This is a genomic window from Paracoccus ravus (assembly GCF_004522175.1).
GTDB lineage: Bacteria > Pseudomonadota > Alphaproteobacteria > Rhodobacterales > Rhodobacteraceae > Paracoccus > Paracoccus ravus.
The window spans coordinates 1-17,995 of record NZ_SDEB01000010.1; the positions used below are offsets into that span (position 1 = coordinate 1).

Annotated in this window: 15 protein-coding genes and 1 pseudogene; 6 read left to right on the forward strand and 10 right to left on the reverse strand. The window is 65.2% G+C overall.

All coding sequences use genetic code 11. The features are described from left to right. A pseudogene (locus ESZ60_RS09855) lies at positions 1 to 368 on the forward strand (transposase); the annotation flags it as partial. Positions 369 to 788: 420 nt separating this feature from the next. On the opposite strand, the gene ESZ60_RS09860 reads toward ESZ60_RS09855, so the two are convergent. After that, positions 789 to 1,448, reverse strand: a complete 660-nt coding sequence (locus tag ESZ60_RS09860) for an RraA family protein (RefSeq protein WP_134680413.1) — start codon at positions 1,446 to 1,448, stop codon at positions 789 to 791. Beyond that, positions 1,441 to 2,190 (reverse strand): FadR/GntR family transcriptional regulator, encoded by a 750-nt coding sequence (locus tag ESZ60_RS09865; protein ID WP_134680414.1) that lies wholly within the window; start codon positions 2,188 to 2,190, stop codon positions 1,441 to 1,443. The genes ESZ60_RS09860 and ESZ60_RS09865 overlap by 8 nt, the downstream gene beginning before the upstream one ends. A 153-nt stretch (positions 2,191 to 2,343) precedes the next feature. Between ESZ60_RS09865 and ESZ60_RS09870 the strand changes: the two genes are divergently transcribed. Genes ESZ60_RS09870 through ESZ60_RS09885 form a run of 4 tightly spaced genes read left to right on the forward strand, consistent with a single transcriptional unit; the run spans position 2,344 to position 6,148 of the window. Further along, on the forward strand, positions 2,344 to 3,327 hold the full coding sequence (locus tag ESZ60_RS09870; protein ID WP_134680415.1) for a tripartite tricarboxylate transporter substrate binding protein: 984 nt from the start codon (positions 2,344 to 2,346) through the stop codon (positions 3,325 to 3,327). 9 nt (positions 3,328 to 3,336) lie between these two features. Next, a complete protein-coding gene (locus ESZ60_RS09875; protein ID WP_134680416.1) occupies positions 3,337 to 3,801 on the forward strand; it encodes a tripartite tricarboxylate transporter TctB family protein in 465 nt (154 codons plus the stop codon). After that, on the forward strand, positions 3,798 to 5,333 hold the full coding sequence (locus ESZ60_RS09880; RefSeq protein WP_245155650.1) for a tripartite tricarboxylate transporter permease: 1,536 nt from the start codon (positions 3,798 to 3,800) through the stop codon (positions 5,331 to 5,333). Before ESZ60_RS09875 ends, ESZ60_RS09880 begins: the two co-directional genes overlap by 4 nt. Next, on the forward strand, positions 5,330 to 6,148 hold the full coding sequence (locus tag ESZ60_RS09885) for an SDR family oxidoreductase (protein WP_134680417.1): 819 nt from the start codon (positions 5,330 to 5,332) through the stop codon (positions 6,146 to 6,148). The genes ESZ60_RS09880 and ESZ60_RS09885 overlap by 4 nt, the downstream gene beginning before the upstream one ends. Before the next feature lie 66 nt (positions 6,149 to 6,214). Here ESZ60_RS09885 and ESZ60_RS09890 read toward each other — a convergent pair whose 3' ends face one another. Continuing rightward, on the reverse strand, positions 6,215 to 7,342 hold the full coding sequence (locus ESZ60_RS09890; protein WP_245155651.1) for an MFS transporter: 1,128 nt from the start codon (positions 7,340 to 7,342) through the stop codon (positions 6,215 to 6,217). A 596-nt stretch (positions 7,343 to 7,938) separates the two neighbouring features. On the opposite strand from ESZ60_RS09890, the gene ESZ60_RS09895 reads away from it, so the two are divergent. After that, entirely contained in the window at positions 7,939 to 8,460 is a 522-nt protein-coding gene (locus ESZ60_RS09895) for a hypothetical protein (RefSeq protein ID WP_134680419.1), read from the forward strand. A 214-nt stretch (positions 8,461 to 8,674) separates the two neighbouring features. On the opposite strand, the gene ESZ60_RS09900 is transcribed toward ESZ60_RS09895, so the two are convergent. The 7 genes from ESZ60_RS09900 to ESZ60_RS09930 all read right to left on the reverse strand — a co-directional run bounded on the left by ESZ60_RS09900 (position 8,675) and on the right by ESZ60_RS09930 (position 17,991). Continuing rightward, positions 8,675 to 10,240: a D-aminopeptidase gene (locus tag ESZ60_RS09900; protein ID WP_134680521.1), complete on the reverse strand. Its 1,566-nt coding sequence runs from the start codon at positions 10,238 to 10,240 to the stop codon at positions 8,675 to 8,677. Between the two features lie 64 nt (positions 10,241 to 10,304). Continuing rightward, positions 10,305 to 11,819 (reverse strand): ABC transporter substrate-binding protein, encoded by a 1,515-nt coding sequence (locus ESZ60_RS09905; protein WP_134680420.1) that lies wholly within the window; start codon positions 11,817 to 11,819, stop codon positions 10,305 to 10,307. Further along, entirely contained in the window at positions 11,816 to 13,474 is a 1,659-nt protein-coding gene (locus tag ESZ60_RS09910) for a dipeptide ABC transporter ATP-binding protein (protein ID WP_134680421.1), read from the reverse strand. The genes ESZ60_RS09905 and ESZ60_RS09910 overlap by 4 nt, the downstream gene beginning before the upstream one ends. After that, the gene (locus tag ESZ60_RS09915; protein ID WP_134680422.1) at positions 13,471 to 14,322 is read right to left on the reverse strand and encodes an ABC transporter permease; all 852 of its coding nucleotides are present in this window, start codon (positions 14,320 to 14,322) and stop codon (positions 13,471 to 13,473) included. Before ESZ60_RS09915 ends, ESZ60_RS09910 begins: the two co-directional genes overlap by 4 nt. Continuing rightward, positions 14,319 to 15,257 (reverse strand): ABC transporter permease, encoded by a 939-nt coding sequence (locus tag ESZ60_RS09920; protein ID WP_134680423.1) that lies wholly within the window; start codon positions 15,255 to 15,257, stop codon positions 14,319 to 14,321. The genes ESZ60_RS09915 and ESZ60_RS09920 overlap by 4 nt, the downstream gene beginning before the upstream one ends. Further along, a complete protein-coding gene (locus ESZ60_RS09925) occupies positions 15,257 to 17,035 on the reverse strand; it encodes an ABC transporter ATP-binding protein (protein ID WP_134680424.1) in 1,779 nt (592 codons plus the stop codon). The genes ESZ60_RS09920 and ESZ60_RS09925 overlap by 1 nt, the downstream gene beginning before the upstream one ends. Next, a complete protein-coding gene (locus ESZ60_RS09930) occupies positions 17,032 to 17,991 on the reverse strand; it encodes an acetamidase/formamidase family protein (RefSeq protein ID WP_134680425.1) in 960 nt (319 codons plus the stop codon). The genes ESZ60_RS09925 and ESZ60_RS09930 overlap by 4 nt, the downstream gene beginning before the upstream one ends. Positions 17,992 to 17,995: the final 4 nt, after the last annotated feature.

The following is a 17,995-nucleotide window of genomic DNA, read 5'->3' on the forward strand; positions in this document are numbered from 1 at the left end:
GGATCCTTCGGCCGACGAAGACCAGGATCGGTCACGGCAGGTTCTTCGCCACCAAGGTGCGGGACTGTGCAGGATGCGATCTCGCGGCCATGTGCCTTTCCCCATAACGCAAGACCCGGGCAGTCGTGATCGTTCACGACTATCCCGCTCTCCTGAGGGCGCGACGGCGGCGGGAACGGTGGGGCGAGGAAGAAAATCGGCTCTATCGGCGGCATCGCTGGCGGTCCGAAGGCTTCCATGGCGAGGCAAAGACCTGGCACGGCCTCGCCCGCGCGATGCGGCGCGGGCTCGAAAATATGCGGATGGCCTTCCTCACCGCTGCAGCCATCAATCTCAAGCGGCTCGCGGCCATGATCTCTGAAATCTTGCGCAGCGCCATCTTTCCGCGACCCAAAGCCGCCCATGGCGCCATCAATTGCCGCCAAAACCGACCTCCCGCTCGCACAGCTGCGTGGCGGCATGCGAATGAGGATCCACGCGTGAAAGCTGCATTCTTCAGCAGCCCCACACTGCAGGTCTGGACGTCAGAGCCAGACCTACGCATCGCCGATCCGATCCATCGAAGGTCGGGACCGGACTGCCAGCGGGCCGAATGCTTTCGCCCGCCGCTTGCGATTGTCCGGCCTCGCGGAACCCTTTGAGCAGTTGAACAGAGCGAGCCTTGTCGGCCATGCGCGGCAATGCGGGTCTTCGCCGCGCATGGCTGGCGGGACAATCCCAGATCCTCCCCTTGCCGTATGGCCCGGGGTGAACCCTGACGGTCCGGCCATTCGAATTCGGCCCCTGTGTCAGGCCGGCCAGACGGATTGAAGCCGCTCGCCGGCAAGAATCCGGTCACGCGCCGCGGCCTCGTGCTTGCCAAGAAGGTCCGCCTGATCGGCCACCGCGGCTAGGTGCTCCTTCGGAATGCAGACAACGCCGTCGATGTCGCCGAAAATCACGTCACCCGGCCGGATCGTGACGCGGCCGATGCTGATCGGGACCTGGGCCTTGATCGGTTCTTTCTTGCCCGTCACGCCCACCGGGCTGGGCTCAAGACCGAAGAGCGGATAGCCAAGCCTGCGCACCTGCGCGAGGTCTCTGACGGTGCCGTTCACGATCGTTGCGGCCGCTCCGCGGGTCTTGGCCCCGCTGCTCATCAACTCGCCCGAACATGAGCCGGGCGCGCAGGAGGCGTCGCAGACGAGGATACCGCCCTGGGGCGCATTGTCGATGGCGTGGTGATAGACGTCCTGCGGCTCACCCTTGCGATCCGAGGGGCCGAAGAGCACGGTCACCGCTGGCCCGCAGACGACTTCGCCCTCGCCAAGCGCCCCCAGCAGGCGGATCCCTTCCAGATGGCCCCAGAGGCCAAGCGCCTCCATGCTGTCGTGGATATCGCCGGAATACCATTTGGACAGGCGTGCGATGGCGTCCCAATCAGTATCCGAATAATCGAAATCAGGCATTCCCCGTCTCCTCCTCGTGGGCCTTGTCGATGGCGATCCGCAAATAGCGGGCGCTATTGTCGATCTGCGCGCGCATCAGGGCCTTGGCCCCGACCTCGTCACCCTTGCGCAGGCAGTCGTAGATTTCGGCATGCTCGTCATAGGCCGCGGCCAGGGATTTGGTGGGCACGCGGCTGGTCAGTTGGATGACCTCGCCGATGAGGGCTGCAAAATTGTCGTAGATGATCGAGAGAATGCGATTGCGGGCAGAATGGACCAACGCCAGATGGAAGCCCGCATCGGCATCGACAAAGGCCGGGAAATCGCCGCGATCCCGCGCTTGCCGCATCCGTTCAAGCGCCTCGGTGACGGCGGGCGCAATCGGGTCCGATCCGGCGCAAAGGATGTCCAGCACTTCGCTTTCGATCATCCGGCGGGCGGCCATCAGTTCTTCCAGATAGGCCGGGTCGCTGGACAGGCGCTGCCGGACCGTGACCGCCAAAGTGCCCAGAAACTCGCCCACATCTTCGCGCACCACGGTCGTGCGGTCGCCATGACGGCGCTGGACAAGGCCCTTGGTTTCAAGCGTCTGGATCGCTTCGCGGACGGCGCGGGTCGAGACCCCGAACTCGCGCGCAATCGCGCTTTCGGAATCGAGCTTGTCCCCGATCTTCAACTCGCCGCCAAGGATGCGCGCCTCGATCGCGGCCGAGACGGTCGCATGCAGGCGGTCGCGTTGCGCGATCTGCGGGGCGGCCTTCATGGGTGGTTTCCTTGCTTTTCTGTGTTCCGGGCCGCGAACTGCGTGGTTGACGCGAGTGTCGCGGCAGGGTTACGCTACTTGTGACATAAGTCATATGTCAAGTGTCGCGGTAAGGAGGCCGCGATACGCATCATCAAGGGGGAGGAGAGACCCATGACATCCAGGATTTCCGGGCTTGTCGGGCGCGTGCTGGGCACGGCGGGCGTGCTGCTGACTTTGACGGCAACCACCGCTTTGGCCGAATGGCCTGAAAAGGCGGTGACGATCATTGTCCCATGGTCGGCGGGCGGCGGCACCGATGCGACTGCGCGTGCCGTCGCGGAGGGGCTTGAGAAGCGCCTCGGCCAGCCCTTCAACGTCGTCAACCGGACCGGGGGCGGCGGTCTGGTCGGACATAGCGCGATCGTTCAGGCCAAGCCCGACGGCTACACGCTGGGCGTCATCACCATCGAAAGTGCAATGTATAAGTCCCAAGGCCTCGCAGGTGTCGCGCCAGAGGATTTTACCTATCTCGGCCGGTTCAACGCCGATCCGATCGCGGTCAACGTGCGGGCGGATGCGCCCTATGCCGACCTGAACAGCCTGGTCGAGGCGGTCAAGGCGGATCCCGGCGCGCTGGCCGCGTCGGGCGCGAACCGGGGCGGGCTGTCGCATCTGGCCTGGGTCGGTATGTTGGGCAAGGTCGGCGTTGATCCGCTCAAGGCCAATTGGGTTGCCTCGGACGGCTCGGCACCGGCATTGCAGCAGTTGGCCGCAGGCGCGGTGCAGGTGGTTTCGACCTCGCCCGCCGAGGCGCGCGCTCTGGTCGATGCCGGTGAGGCCAAGACCCTTGCCTTGATCTCGGGTGAGCGCAGCGGCCTTTACCCCGACCTGCCCACCGCAGACGAGGCGCTGAACATCAGTTGGTCGCCCTTGCCGTTCCGGGGCCTTGCCGGTCCCAAGGACCTGCCCGATGAGGTGGTCGCCAAGGTCGGGGCCGCGCTCAAGGATCTGACCGAAGAGCCCGAATTCCAGAAGTTCATGGCTTCGCGCGGCTTCTCGGTCGCCTATCAGGACGCGGCGGCCTTTCAGGCGACGGTCGAGACCGCCGCCGCCGGTCTGGGCGAGGCGATGACCGCCGCCGGCCTGGCCAAGTAAGGCGGGGCGATGAAACTGGGCGACAGAATTGTCGGCCCCGGGCTGATCCTGCTCGGGGCTGGGGTGATCCTTGCCGCGATGCGGATCCCCGATGTGCCGGGGGTGCGCTTCGGGGCGGATCTCATGCCGGTGATCTGCGGCGGCGGCCTCGTGCTGTTCGGGGCGGCCCTCACACGTTCGGGACTGCGCGAGGGCGGGCCCTGGGCCAGCCTTGATGAATGGCGGGTCTCGCCGCGCAATCTTGCGTCGGCCCTCTGGGTTCTTGGCGGGCTCTGCGCGGGGCTTTTCCTGTTCGAGCCGCTGGGCTTTCCCCTGTTCGGCATCATCTTCATGTCCGGGCTGATGCTGCTGATGGGCGCGCGGCCCGTGACGGTGGCCCTGGTCGCGCCGCTTTTCGTCCTGACCCTCTATCTGACCTTCACCCGTGTCATGTTCGTCGATCTGCCGGCCGGGGTGCTGGAGGGCGCGTTATGATGAATCCGGACGTGCTTTCCCTGGCTCTGGTGGAAGTCCTGCAATTCAAGGTGCTGGCCGCAATCGTTCTGGGGGCGGCCTATGGACTCTTCATCGGGGCCTTGCCGGGACTGACCGCGACCATGGCCACGGCGCTCCTGGTGCCGCTGACCTTCTACATGGACCCGCTGCCGGCCATTGCGCTGATCGTGTCCTCGACGGCGATGGCGATCACGGCCGGCGATATTCCCGGCGTTCTGCTGCGGATCCCGGGCACGCCCGCCTCGGCCGCCTATACCGACGAGGCCTATGCAATGACGCGGCAGGGCCGGGCCAGCGAGGCCCTGTCGCTGGGCTTCTTCTTCTCGGCGACGGGCGGGTTGATCGGTGCGCTCGTGCTGCTGGTCTCGGGGCCGCTTCTGGCGCGGGTCGCGTTGAATTTTTCCAGCTTCGAATTCTTCTGGCTGGCCTGCCTCGGCCTTCTGACCTGCGCGCTGGTCAGCAGCCCGCAACCAGCAAAGGGCGGCGTCTCGCTCGTGCTCGGGCTGCTCGTCTCGACCGTCGGGCTTGACGTGACGACCGGCCAGCCGCGCTTTACCTTCGGCAGCGTCGAATTGTCCGGAGGCGTCAGCTTCATCCCGGTGATGATCGGCATGTTCGCCATGTCCGAGATCCTGCGCGGTTTCTCGGCCAGCGCCTTCGATCTGCCCGCCCCGCCCAAGGGCGAGGTCTACCGTCCGTATCGCGGCATCTTCTCGCTGGTGGCGCGCTATCCCATGAGCCTCTTGCGCGGCACCGCGCTCGGTTCGGCCATCGGGGCCCTGCCGGGGGTGGGGGGCGATCTGGCGGCCTGGATCGCCTATGGCATGAGCCGGCGCTTTTCCCGCACCCCCGAGAAATTCGGCACCGGTCACCCCGAGGGTCTGATCGAGGCCACTTCGTCGAACAATGCGGGCCTGTCGAGCGCCTGGATACCCGCCTTGGTCTTCGGCATCCCCGGCGACGCGGTGACCGCGATTGCAGTGGGCGTCCTCTTCATGAAGGGCGTTGCGCCCGGCCCGCGTCTTTTCGTCGAGAACCCGGTCATGCCGACCGCGATCATCCTCAGCTTCTTCGTGGCGAACCTGCTGCTCTTCCCGCTGGGATATTTCGCGATCAAGGCCGCAAGGCGCGTCCTGTCGGTGCCGCGTTCGGTGATCGTGCCGATGATCCTGATTTGCTGCTTCGTCGGGTCCTATGCCGTCAATAACAGCCTGTTCGGGGTCGGCACCATGATCGTGGCCGGACTTGTCGGCTATGTCATGGAACGCAACCAGTTCCCCATCGCCCCCGTCATTCTGGGGCTGGTGCTGGGGCCGGTTCTGGAACGCAACTTCATCATGTCGATGCAGATCTCGCATGGCAATCTCTTGGGCTTCTTCGAGCGTCCGGTTGCCGCCGCGCTTGGCGCGCTGGTCTGCCTGATCGTCCTCTTCACCCTCTTGCGCGCGCTTCGGCGCAAGCCGGCCTTGCCCGCCGGCGCTTCGACCATTCAGAAAGGATCAAACGGATGACCAAGGCTTTTTCGATCGAGGACCGCATTGCCGTCGTGACCGGCGGTCTGGGCCAGCTTGGCACGCAATTCTGCAAGACCCTGGCCGAGGGCGGAGCCCGGGTCGCGATCTTCAGCCGCCGCCCATTCAGCCCCGAGCAGATCGCCGAGAAATTCCCCGGCCATTCCGAGCGCATCCGCGTCTATGTCGCCAGCGTCACCGACAAAGCCGCGCTCGAGCGCGCGACCGAAGATCTGATCGCCGATTGGGGCGTGCCGCATATCCTGATCAACAATGCCGGGATCGACAGCAAGCCGAATGGCGATGCCGACCAGAACGCCCCCTTTGAGGATTATCCGCAGAAATACTGGAACGAGGTCATCGACACGAACCTGACCGGGGTCATGCTGACGACGCAGGTCGTCGGTTCGCGCATGGCCGAGGCGGGCAGGGGCTCGATCATCATGGTCGGCTCGATGTATGGAATGGTCTCGCCGAACCAAGCGCTTTACGCCTATCGCGAGAAACGCGACGGCAAGCCTTTTATCAAGGCGATTTCCTATGCGGCGTCCAAGTCGGGGCTTCTGAACATGACCCGTTACCTCGCCACCTATTGGGCCAAGAAGGGCGTCCGCGTCAATCTGGTGACTTTTGGCGGGGTCAAGACCGGCAGTTTCGACAAGGAATTCATTGACGCCTTTCTTGAGCGCGTGCCAATGGGGCGTCAAGCCGAGATCGAGGAATTCGGCCCGATCGTGCAATTCCTCGGCTCTGAGGCCTCTAGCTACATGACCGGGGCCAATCTGGTTCTGGATGGCGGCTTCACCTCGTGGTGAGATGACCGGCGCGGGCGGTGATCCGTCGCGATGTCGGCTTGGCTCGGGGCCAGGCCGACGGAGGCCCTATCTCGTGCCGTTGCCTGACGGGACGCGCGTGCTTTGCTCCGCGTGGCTTGCGGGGCGAAGCGCGCCCGACAGGCCCGCAACCAGCAGCGCGAAACCGCCCACGATCAGGAACGAGACCCGCAGTGACGTGGCATGGGCGACAAGGCCGATTGCGGGCGGACCCAGCAGCATTGCGCCGTAGCCCAGCGTCGCAACCGAGGCGATGGCCTGGCCCGGGGGGATCTCGGCGTCATTCGCGGCGCGCGAAAAGGCCATGGGGATCACTGCCGCATAGCCCAAGCCCATCAGAATGAAACCCAAGAGCGCCAGCGGGAAGTGGTCGGTCACGGCACATATGAAATAGCCGCAGGCGGCCAGAGCGCCACTGATCCGCACGACGCCAGCCGCTCCGAGGCGGGGCACGATCCGGTCGACCGACAGCCGCATGATGACCATGGTGGCGGAAAAGGCGGCATAGCCCAGGGTCGCCTGTGCCTCTGCCATGCCCAGCACATCGCGCAGGTAGACCGCGCTCCAGTCCACCACGGCACCTTCGCCCAGCCCGCCGCAAAGCGCGATCAACCCGACCAGAACCAGCGGCCCGCGTGGCAGCGCAAAGGCCGGACCCTTTCGGGCAGAGCGACGGATCGTGGAATGCCAGGGCGCGCGCAGGAAAGGGCCAAAGACCATCGCCGTGACCAGCGCGGTCAGCAGAAAATGGACCCCGGTCCCCAGCCCGAGTGAGGTCGCCGCGTAGCCGCCCGCCGCGCCCAGCCCGGCACCAAGGCTCCACATCGCATGAAAGGATGACATGACCGTCCGGCCCATATGGCGCTCGACCTCGCTGGCCCAGCTGTTCATCGCCACGTCCATCGAGCCATGACAGAACCCAAAGGCGAAAAGTGCGACAGCCAGCGCCACCGGGGATCCGCTCAGCCCCACCAGCAGGATCGAGCCAAGATAGACGCAGGCGATCCAGCGCGTTACCCGGACCGCACCATAGGCATCCGACAGGCGTCCTGCCGGCGGAAACGACACCAGCGCCCCCACGCCCATCACCAGCAGCAGGATGCCGAGGCCACGCTCGTTCAGGTCAAGTCTGTCGACGAAAGTCGGGATGCGCGATGCCCAGGCACCCAGCAGCACGCCATTCAGGGCAAATGCAGCGGCGACGCTGCGCCACGGGGTCAGAAGATCAGGAATGACGAACCTCCGGGCCGTTGCGCATTGCGCCCGACCGGGCTGCAGGATCTGACAGGCGGCAGCGGACAGGCCCGGAACCGGTCCGGACAGGCTGCGCTGCGCCGTGAGTGACGGGTGGCTTCACCGCTGGCCGGATCGTTTCGACCGAGACAAGGAAATTCATGGCAGAAATGCAGATTCCGGGGCCGCGCCCATGGTTGGACGGGTTCGCAGGGCTTCCTGTCGGATCTTGGTCAGCGTGAGAGACAACAGCGTTTGGCAGCAGATTTTTGACTTCCCGAAGCTTGCGTCACCCTGCCGCGAAAGGCAAGCTCCGACCCTGAGGCCGACCTGCGAGGGGAAGGACGCGGGCATCTCGCGGGCGCGTTACTCAGCAGCGCCACATATGGTCTTGCGACGGCGCGGCATGTTCACATCGGCTGCTTGGCAAGCGCGAAACGCGCGGCGCGGCGGGCAAAGGGGGGAACAGTGCGCCATCCGTTCCCCTTCATCCCTCGCAACCCGAGGGCCGGAGATGCGAGACGGGGCAGCATGTTGGAATGCAAGCCGCTCTGGGGATCGTCACCGCCGCTGTCTGGGTGGTTTATCTGCATATCCTCGTCTCGGGATTTCGTCGTCAGCGCCGGACCGAAATCCTGATCACGATCGGCGGACCGAGCGCGGTGTCGGGCCATTTTCTGATTGGCAATCTGAGCCTTGAGCCGGTCTATGTGCTGGACATCCTGTTGACCTGTCGCGTGCGAGATCGACTGATCACCTTTGCGGTCGGGGACAGTGAAACGGGCGACGCCGAACTGGGAGAGGCAGGCAGGCTCACGGTGCAGACGCCGCTCAAATCAGGAAATCACGTGGATGCGCGAAAGGTCTGCAAACATTTGCGACGCTTCCAGATCCGGGCCCAGGAGGTTCGCGATATCGCGGATATCGCGGATATCGCGGATATCGCGGGACTGAAGGTGACGGTTATTGCCGCGACCGCCGCATCTTCGATGCATCGTTGCGGCAGAGCGCGGTTTGCATGTCTCAGACGCGCCCGAGCAGCCAAGAGTGCGGCCGATTGAACTGTGCGCCCGCCAGATTAGATCGTGGTGGGGCCGCCGAAAGCGTGAAAGGCGATTGCGCTAGCGCCCTACGCTTTGCGGGCCGAGGCGCTCTGGGTCGGGTCACGCGCAGGCGGTCGCGATATGGTGCGACATTCTGCGGCAAAGGACCATGACACGCCTGTCCTGTCGAAAGCGTCCGAGGCCCGCATCTTGGGTGCAAGGCAGCTTCGTCCTACGCCCCCGAGTTGCGCGAATATTGGATTTCGCGGGCAAGCCAGCAGCCCAGCGTCAATCCCGAGACCCGGCCCTGATCGTCGCGTTCGACAAGCAGGGTCCAGTCTCCGGGCGCGGGTGCGTCCATCGAGCGGCGGGTGGCGATCAGCCAGGCATCCTTGCCTGCGGGCTCCATGCGCTCCATCCGGCCACGGCCCAGCAGCCCGTCGAAACGGGCATAGGCGGCACCGTCGCGCGCCTCGATCTCAAGCGCGGCCTCAAGCTCGTCGGAATGGTAGCGCCCGGCAATCTCGGTTCCATCCGCCGCATCGACCACGGCCAGCGGCGCGAGCAAGGCGGTCAGATTGTCGCCGGGACGCTGCATCGAAAGCGCTTCGCCGGCGCGGGTCAGGATCACGGTCGGGGCGGATAATGTGCCATCGGGGGAAACTGTCAGCGTCTCGGCCCCGGTGGCATGACGCAGCCTTGCCGAGTTCCGCGCGGAATCGACCCGGCTCAGCAATCCGTTCGGCCCGATCCATTGCCCGTCCCAGCCATCGGGAACAGGCGACGCGGGTTCCTCGGCCACACCCAGCGCGGATTTGAGAAGGCCGGCCGCCGCGGCGAAGCTGTCTGCCTCGTGGTTGAAGATCACCACTGCCGAAATCCGCGCGTCGCGGCAATAAAGCCTTTGGGCGCGAAACCCCCGCAGCGCCCCGGCATGGCCGGTAAAGGCATGATCCCCGATCGTGACATGGGCCAGACCATAGCCGTAGCGCGCGGGCGTCCCATCCGCGAAGCGCGGAGGAACCGAAATACGACGGTAAAGGCTCGTCTCATCTTCGCGGGTGGCGTCGATCCAGGCCTCATAGGCCAGCATATCCTCGAGCGAGGCCGAGATCCCCGCATCTCCGATCCAGTAGATCGCGTTCTGCGCCGGAAAGAAGCCGGTCGCGTCGCTGCCCTCATAGCCCACCACGCCATCCTCGGGCCGGCTGGTATCCGAGGTCAGGGTCGCGGTCTTCATCCCTGCCGGCTCCCAGATCAGGCGTCGATAGAGTTCCCTGAGCGCCTCGCCGGTCTCGCTTTCGATCAATTCGGAGAGGATGCGGTAATTGCAGTTGCAATAGGAATATTGCGTGCCGGGGGGGAAATGGCCGGTCTTCATCCGCGCCAGCAAAGGCAGGGCATCCTCGCGGCGGAAGGGTTGTTCGGCCAGCCCGCCCTGCAGGACGGTCAGCGCCCAGTAGTCGCGCAGCCCGGACTGGTTGTCGCAAAGCTGGCGGATGCTGGGCAGGGGGCCGCTGAAATTCGGCAGGAACTCGGCCACGCGGGCGTCAAGCCGCGCGGGGTCCTTCTGCGTCGCAAGCAGGACGGCGCAGGTGAACTGTTTCGAGATCGAACAGATCGGCAGCCGCGTCATGCCTGTCATGGGCTGGGCGCTGTCCAGATCGGCATAGCCCCATGCCCGCGCCGCGACGACCTGCCCATCCTTGACGATGCCCGCGACACCGCCCGGTCCGGGAAAGCGCTTGGGCAAGGCATTCAACGCGGCGTCGAGCGCGGCAAGGTCGATCTGGCTCATCATGTCACCATTCATGAAATATCCGGAAGGAGCGGCGCAGGGTCCCGCGCCGCCCCCGATGCACTCAATAGGTTTTGACCGTGTCTTCAAGGAAGAACCGGCCCAGCGGGTTCTGGCCGAAATTCTCGATCCCCTTGCGGGTCACGCTGATATAGGGGCTGTAATAGAGGTCGATCCAATGCACATCGGCCTTGGCCAGCTTCTGGATATCGGCATAGATCGCCTCGCGCTTGGCGGGGTCCATTTCCAGCCGGGCCTCGGCCACGAGGTTCTTGACCTCTTCGTTATTGTAGCGGGTCATGTAATTCATGTTGACATCATGGCCCAGAACGAAGGTGGTCTTCTGGTCGGGATCGAGGATGTCATTGGTCCAATACATCACCGACAGGTCATATTCGCCGTTGATCAGCATGTCCCAGCTTTGGCTGGGGTCGATCTTTTGCAGGTTCAGGGTGATGCCGACATTGCCCAACTGCTGCTGCAGAAGGACAGCGATCTGTTCGTCGACCTCGTTCCCGGCATTCACGACATAATCGAACGAAAGCGGGCCTGTCCCGGCCTCTTCCAGCAGCGCCTTGGCCTTTTCGGCGTCGAAGGGACGCGCGCCATTCTCGTCGCTGTGATAAAGCGCGCCCTTTGGGATGTAGGAATTCGCCACCTCGCCCAGACCAAAGGTCACGGTGTCGATGATCGCCTGCTTGTCGATGGCATAGTCGATCGCCTCGCGCACCTTCGCATTGTCCAAGGGCGCATGTTCCTGGTTCATCAGCAGGTGATCCTCGCGCGTCGAGGGGTCGATCACCACGGCGAGGTTATCATCCTTTTGCAACTCGGCCACGCGCGAGAAGGGGACATAGATCGCCGCATCCAGCTCGCCCGCCTGCACGGCCAGCATCCGCGTATTGTCATCCGGGATCGAGCGCCACTCGACACCGTCCAGATCGACATTGGCCGCATCCCAATATTCGGGGTTCTTCTTCAGCTTCACCCGGTCGCCGCGCAGCCATTCGTCAAGCATGAACGCCCCCGAGCCGACGGGCTTTTCGGCAAAGCCTTCGGGGCCAAGCGCCTCCATCGCCGCCTTGGAGACGATCGAGGCCCCGGGCATTGCCAGCGTCGACAGGAACGGAGCCGAGGGGCCGCTCAGCGTGACGATAAGCGTCTGGGGGTCGGGGGTCTGGATGTCCTTGATGATCTTGTAGCTGTCGGACCAGAGCGAAAGCTCGCTGTCGCGGATGCGGGTCAGCGAATAAGCGGCATCCTCCGAGGTCACCGCCGTGCCGTCCGAGAATTTCGCCGGTCGCAGATGGAACGTATAGCTCAGCCCGTCGGACGAGACCTCCCAGCTTTCCGCAAGGCCGGGCAGCAGTTCCTGTCCCGCCTTGTCGACCCGCACCAGCACGTCGAAGACATTGGAAAAGACCCAGAAGTCGATGTTCTGCGCGGTGGCGATCGGGTCGAAGGTGCTGGAATCCTCGCGCCGGCCGATGCTGAGGACGCCCCCCGCCTCGGCAACCGAAACAAGCGCGGTCGATGTCATCAGCCCCAGCAATGCTGCCTTGGCCCAGTTCGTGATCATGTCGTCAACTCCCGTTGGCTGGTTGGTGAAAGGCCGCCGTTCATCGGTCGGTCCGGGTCGATATCGGGTATCGCGGCGATCAGCGCCGCCGTGTAATCCCTTGCGGGATGGTCGAAGACCGCGGCCGAGGGGCCGTCCTCGACGATCTCGCCGCGATGCATCACCACGGTCCGGGCGCAGAGGTTGCGCACGATGGCAAGGTCATGGGCGATGAAGATCAGCGTCAGCCCATGCTGCGCGGCCAGTTTGCGGAAAAGCGCGACAATCTGAGACTGGATGGTGACATCGAGCGCGGCCACGCATTCATCGGCGATGATCACGCGTGGCTCCACCGCCAGCGCCCGCGCGATTCCCGCGCGCTGGCATTGCCCTCCCGACAGGCTGCGCGGCCGCCGCGACGCGAAGGAGCGCTCAAGCCCGACCATGTCGAGCAACTCGTCGATGCGGGCCGAGACGCGTTTCGGCTCGGTCAGGCCCCGGCTGCGCAGCACCTCGGCCAGGGTTTCCCCGATCGTCTTGCGCGGATTGAGCGAATTGAACGGGTCCTGAAAGACCATCGCCACTTCGGCGCGAAGGCGGCGCAGAGCGGCCATGTGGCGGAGCGTCAGCACCTCGCCGTCATGGGCGACGCTGCCGGCGCTTGCCGGGATCAGACCCATCAGCGTCCGCGCCAGCGTGCTTTTGCCCGAACCGGATTCGCCCACAATGCCGACCGTCTCGCCGGGCCAGATCTGCAGCGACACGCCCCTGAGGGCACGAAACCCCGTGCCGCGGCGAAGGAAACCGCCGCCGGGATAGGCCACCTCAAGATCGTTCACCTCGAAAATCGGACGGGCATGGCCGTGCGAGGGCAGGGGCGGGACGTCCCCGCTGGTCAGCGCAGGATGCGAGGCGATCAGCTCGCGCGTATAGGGATGGCCGGGCGCGGCAAGCAGGGCGCGCTTTTCCCCCTGTTCGACCAGCCTTCCATGGCGCATGACCGCGATGCGGTCGCAGGTCTGGGCGACGACGCCCAGATCATGGGTGATGAGGATGATCGACAGGCCGCGCGCCGCGCGCAGATCCATCAGCAGGCGCAGGATCTGGGCCTGGATGGTCACGTCAAGCGCAGTGGTCGGCTCATCCGCGATCAGGATCTCGGGGTCGCAGGCCAGGGCAATGGCGATCATCGCGCGCTGTCGCATCCCGCCCGAGAATTCATGCGCATAGCTGGCGAAGGCGGCGGCAGGATCGGGAAATCCCACCTGATCCAGAAGCGTGATCGCCTCGCATCGCGCGGCGCGCCCCCGCAACCCGCGATGCAGCGCCAGCCCCTCGCAGATCTGGCGGCCGATCCGCATCACCGGGTCGAGATGGCTGCTCGGGTTCTGAAAAATCATGCCGATGCGGCGCCCGCGGATCTTGTCGATCGCGGCATCCCGCAGGATCTCGGATCCTTCCAGCCGGACCGATCCGCCGCAGACCTGCAGGTTCCGCGAGGGAAGCAGCCCGATCACCGTCCGGCAGAGCAGGCTTTTGCCCGAACCGGATTCCCCGACCAGGCCAAGGATCTCGCCCTTGCCGAGTTGCAGGGAAATCCGGTCCAGCAGCAGGCGCTCGATCCCGTTCTGCCGGAAGGCGACCGAAAGTTCGGTGATGGACAGCAGTGGCGTCATTCCCGTATCCCCATCAGGTCGGCCAGCGCATCGCCGGTCAGGGAAAATCCGAAAGCCAGCGCGACGATGGCGAGGCCGGGGAAAAGCGTGATCCACCAGGCTTGGGTGATGAAGCCCTGCGCCTCGGCCACCATGACGCCCCATTCCGCGACCGGGGGCTGCACGCCCAGCCCCAGATAGCTGATCGCCGCGCCGTTGAGCAACACCAGCACCGCATCCGACATGATAAAGACCAGCGAACCGGCCAGCGCGTTCGGCAGCAGATGCCCGAACATGATCCTGAGCCGCGAAAAACCCAGGCTCGCCGCGGCGACGGCGAAATCCTGCGTCTTCAGCACGAGGATCTGGGCCCGGATCAGCCGCGCGTAGCTGACCCAGCCGACCAGCGCCATGGCGATGTAGAAGCTGCTCAACCCCGGACCCAGGATGGTGATGATCGACAGCATCAGCACAAGAAAGGGAAAGGCCAGCACCACATCGATGATGCGCATGAAAAGCGCATCGACCCAGCCTCCGAAGAACCCCGCGACCGTGCCCACGACGGTCCCGATCAGGAAGGGAAAGATCACCCCGATGATCGCGATCTGCAGGTCGATCCTTGCGCCCCAGATCACCCGGCTGAACACGTCGCGCCCGAAATTGTCGGTGCCGAAGGGATGGGCCAGCGAAGGGGGCTGCAGCCGCGCCGCCGCGTCCTGATAGATCGGATCATGGGGCGCGATCAGCCCCGCCGCCAGCGCCATCACGACAAAGCCCGTCAGGATCGCAATGCCCGCGGCCAGCATCGGGCGGCGGCCGAAGCGGCGGCTCCAGCGCGGCAGAAGCGAAAGATCGGCGGTCCGGATCATAGCTCGACCCTCGGATCAAGGGCGACCGTGACGATATCGGCCAGGAAATTGATCAGCACGGTGGCGCAGGCGAATGTCAGGGCGACGCCCTGCACCACCATGTAATCGCGGGTAAAGATCCCCCGCACCATCAGCTGTCCCAGTCCCGGCAGGGCAAAGACGCTTTCCACGACCACCGTGCCGCCGATCAGCCAGCCGATATTGACCGCCAGCAGGTTGACGGTCGGCAGCAAGGCATTCGGCACGACATGGTGCCAGAAGACCGCGCTTTCGGGCAGGCCACGCGCGCGGGCGGCCGTGGCAATGTCGGATTGCAGCCCCGCGATCATTCCCGCCCTCAGCGAGCGGGTCAGCACCGCCGAGAGCGACAGCGCAATGGTCAGGCCGGGCAGGACCAGATGAACCAGCTTGTCGGCGAAACCCTGACCATAGCCCGAGACCGGCAGCCAGCCCAACCTGACCGAGAACAGCAGGATCAGCATGGCTCCCAGCCAAAAGGACGGAAAGCCGATCCCGGCGGTCGAGGCCAGCCGGACGGCGTGATCTGCGATGCGGCCCTGCCGCCGGGCCGAAAGTGCCGCGCAGGGCAGGGCGATGATCAGCGCCAGCAGCACGCCCATCCCGACAAGGGCCAGCGTCGGCTCGATCCGCGTTCCGATCAGGCGCAGCACGTCGATCTTGTAAAGCGTCGAGCGGCCCATCTCTCCGGCAAGGAGGTTCTTGATGAAATAGAGATACTGGACCCAGATCGGGTCATCGAGCCCGTATTGGGCGCGGATATTGGCGATCGCGGCGGGTGTCGCGCGCGTGCCCAGCAGGATCCGCGCCGGATCGCCGGGGATCAGCCGGACCAGGACGAAGGTGATCACCGAGATGCCGAAAAGCACCGGCAGGAATTGCAGCGGACGGAACAGGACGAAACGATAGCGATGCATCAGGCGGCGCTCTCCATGGTGGAGGAGGGCAGCGCGACAAGATGACCGCCGCCGATATCGCGCAGTTCCATCCGGACCGGCCCCGCGCCAAGCGGGTGGATCGGGCTCGGCACCTCGCCTGCGGGGCGCAGATGCGCGGGGCGCAGATGGTCGGGGTCGGGCGCCGGGACGGCCTCGATCAACCGCCGGGTATAGGGATGCTGCGGATTGCCGAAGATCTGCGCGCGGCAGCCCATCTCGACCACCTGACCCAGATACATGACCGCGACGCGGTCGGCGATATTCTCGACCACCGCCATGTCATGGCTGATGAAGAGATAGGCGATGCCGAGGTCGCGCTTCAATTCGTCGAGCAGCGCCAGTACCCGCGCCTGGACCGAGACATCCAGCGCCGAGGCGCTTTCATCGCAGATGATCAGCCGGGGCCGCAGCGCCAGCGCGCGGGCGATGCAGATGCGCTGCCGCTGCCCGCCCGAGAATTCATGCGGGTAGCGTTCCGCAGAGTCGCGCGGCAGGCCGACAAGATCGAACAGCTCGAACATCCGGGCGCGGCGTTCAGCGGGCGTGCCGATGGCGTGGATCTGGAGGGGTTCGGCAACCAGATCGCCCACCCGCATCCGGGGGTCAAGCGCGGCCATCGGATCCTGAAAGACCATCTGGACATCGCGGCAGAGTGCCTTGCGGCCCTGGGCGTCCAGACTGCCACGCAGCCGCCCTGCAAGTTCGATCCGCCCGTCATGCTGGACCAGCCCGACCATGGCCTTGGCAATGGTCGATTTGCCGCAGCCGGATTCGCCGACCAGCGCAAAGGTCTCGCCGGGCAGAATCTGGAAGCTCACGGATTCCACGGCATGAACGCGGTGGGTCACGCGTCGCGTCAGACCGCTGCGAATATCGAAACGGACCGAAACGTCCCTCAGCACCGCGACGGGGGCCGAGGCCGGGACCGGGCGCGCCCCGCAGCCCTTGCCCATCCGGGGCACGGCCGCCAGCAATTCGCGGGTATAATCTGCCGCCGGGGTCGAAAAGATCTGCCGCACGTGGCCCTGCTCGACCATTTGTCCGGCGCGCATGACCAGCACGCGATCGGCCATCTCGGCCACCACGCCCATGTCATGGGTGATCAGGATCAGCGCCGTGCCGGTTTCGCGCTGCAGGTCGCGCAGCAGGTCCAGAACCTCGCGCTGCACCGTCACGTCAAGCGCGGTCGTGGGCTCGTCGCAGATCAGCACGGCGGGTCTGAGCAGGAGCGCCATGGCGATCATCACCCTTTGCCGCATGCCGCCCGACAATTCATGCGGATATTGACCCATCCGCCGCTCGGGCTGCGAGATCCGGACCGCGACAAGAGCCGTCAGAGCGCGCGCGCGCGCCTTGGATCGAGACACAGTTTCATGGGCATCGAGCGCCTCGACCAATTGTGCGCCGATGGTCATGACCGGGTTCAGGCTGGTCATCGGCTCCTGAAAGATCATCGCGATCCGCCCGCCGCGAATGTCGCGCAGGGCGCTTTCGGGCAGGGTCAGAAGATCGCGCCCGTCGAAGCGGACCTGCCCTCCCTCGGACCGTAGCGCCGATGGCAAAAGGCCCATGATCGCAAGCGAGGTAAGCGATTTGCCCGAACCGCTTTCCCCGGCAATCGCGAGAGTCTCGCCGGGGGCCAGATCGAAGCTCAGATCCCTGACCAGTGCGGGACCGTCCCCGTTCCGGACCGAGACCGTCAGGCCCCGGACCGAAAGCACGGGTGCAGGCACCCCCGTTTGGGCGGCCGAAATCATTCGAAGACGGCGCGCGGGAAGTAAAAGCTGACGACCCAGTTCGGCATGTCGACGATTTCCGAGATGCGCAGGTCGCCGCAGGTCGAGCAAAGCATATAGGCCTCGACCGCCGACATGCCGCGCGTCGCGCATAAGAGATCGATCATGCCCGAGACCGCGTCGCGCGCGCCCGACATCAGGTCGGGACCGATGCCGGTCGTGACCTCATAGCCTTTGGCGTCCAGATGGGTCGTCACCGGCCCGGGCGTGGTGAAGCGCGGCAGCTTCAGGTTGGCACCCTTGACCAGATCCAGCGTCAGCACGACATCCATCGGGCTTTCGATCGCCGTGCCGCAGACCTCGCCATCGCCCTGCGCGGCATGGGTGTCGCCGACGCTGAACAAAGCCCCGGCGACCTCGACCGGCAGATAAAGCGTCGTCCCCGCTGCGAGATCGCGGATATCGAGATTGCCGCCGACCCTTCGCGGCGGAACGACCGAATGCAACCCTGCCTCGGCTGGGGCGCAGCCGATGGTCCCGGCAAAGGGTTTCAGCGGAATGCGCGCGGCACTTCCCCAAAGCGCCGGGGCCAGCGTCGCCGGGTCATAATCCCAGATGATCAGCGCCGGATCGGCGAACTGGTCGGCGAGCAACCCGAAGCCCGGGATGTTCGCCGTCCAGCCCCAGCCGCGCCCGCCCTGCGCCTGCGGGGCGAAGCTGTCGATGGTGATTTTCAGCGCATCGCCCGGCTCGGCTCCCTCGACGAAGATCGGACCCGAGACGGGATTGATCTTGCCGAAATCCAGCGCCGTCACATCGGCAAGGACCGAGGACGGGCCAAGCTGGCCCGCCGATGAATCATGGCAGTGAAACAGGATCGTAGATCCCGGATCGGCGCGCTGCGCGGGGGCAAGGGAATTGTCCCAGCCGAAATGATGCTGCGCGCCGTGGATGGTGTAGTTGCAGGCCTTGCACATGGGA

Excerpts from the sequence above, each read along its gene's own strand:
- ESZ60_RS09860 (WP_134680413.1), bottom strand. The coding sequence starts at position 1,448 with ATGCCTGATTTCGATTATTCGGATACTGATTGGGACGCCATCGCACGC.
- ESZ60_RS09905 (WP_134680420.1), bottom strand. The coding sequence starts at position 11,819 with ATGATCACGAACTGGGCCAAGGCAGCATTGCTGGGGCTGATGACATCG.
- ESZ60_RS09880 (WP_245155650.1), top strand. The coding sequence starts at position 3,798 with ATGATGAATCCGGACGTGCTTTCCCTGGCTCTGGTGGAAGTCCTGCAA.
- ESZ60_RS09870 (WP_134680415.1), top strand. The coding sequence starts at position 2,344 with ATGACATCCAGGATTTCCGGGCTTGTCGGGCGCGTGCTGGGCACGGCG.
- ESZ60_RS09930 (WP_134680425.1), bottom strand. The coding sequence starts at position 17,991 with ATGTGCAAGGCCTGCAACTACACCATCCACGGCGCGCAGCATCATTTC.
- ESZ60_RS09910 (WP_134680421.1), bottom strand. The coding sequence starts at position 13,474 with ATGACGCCACTGCTGTCCATCACCGAACTTTCGGTCGCCTTCCGGCAG.
- ESZ60_RS09895 (WP_134680419.1), top strand. The coding sequence starts at position 7,939 with ATGCAAGCCGCTCTGGGGATCGTCACCGCCGCTGTCTGGGTGGTTTAT.
- ESZ60_RS09900 (WP_134680521.1), bottom strand. The coding sequence starts at position 10,240 with ATGAGCCAGATCGACCTTGCCGCGCTCGACGCCGCGTTGAATGCCTTG.
- ESZ60_RS09865 (WP_134680414.1), bottom strand. The coding sequence starts at position 2,190 with ATGAAGGCCGCCCCGCAGATCGCGCAACGCGACCGCCTGCATGCGACC.
- ESZ60_RS09915 (WP_134680422.1), bottom strand. The coding sequence starts at position 14,322 with ATGATCCGGACCGCCGATCTTTCGCTTCTGCCGCGCTGGAGCCGCCGC.
- ESZ60_RS09875 (WP_134680416.1), top strand. The coding sequence starts at position 3,337 with ATGAAACTGGGCGACAGAATTGTCGGCCCCGGGCTGATCCTGCTCGGG.
- ESZ60_RS09920 (WP_134680423.1), bottom strand. The coding sequence starts at position 15,257 with ATGCATCGCTATCGTTTCGTCCTGTTCCGTCCGCTGCAATTCCTGCCG.
- ESZ60_RS09925 (WP_134680424.1), bottom strand. The coding sequence starts at position 17,035 with ATGATTTCGGCCGCCCAAACGGGGGTGCCTGCACCCGTGCTTTCGGTC.
- ESZ60_RS09885 (WP_134680417.1), top strand. The coding sequence starts at position 5,330 with ATGACCAAGGCTTTTTCGATCGAGGACCGCATTGCCGTCGTGACCGGC.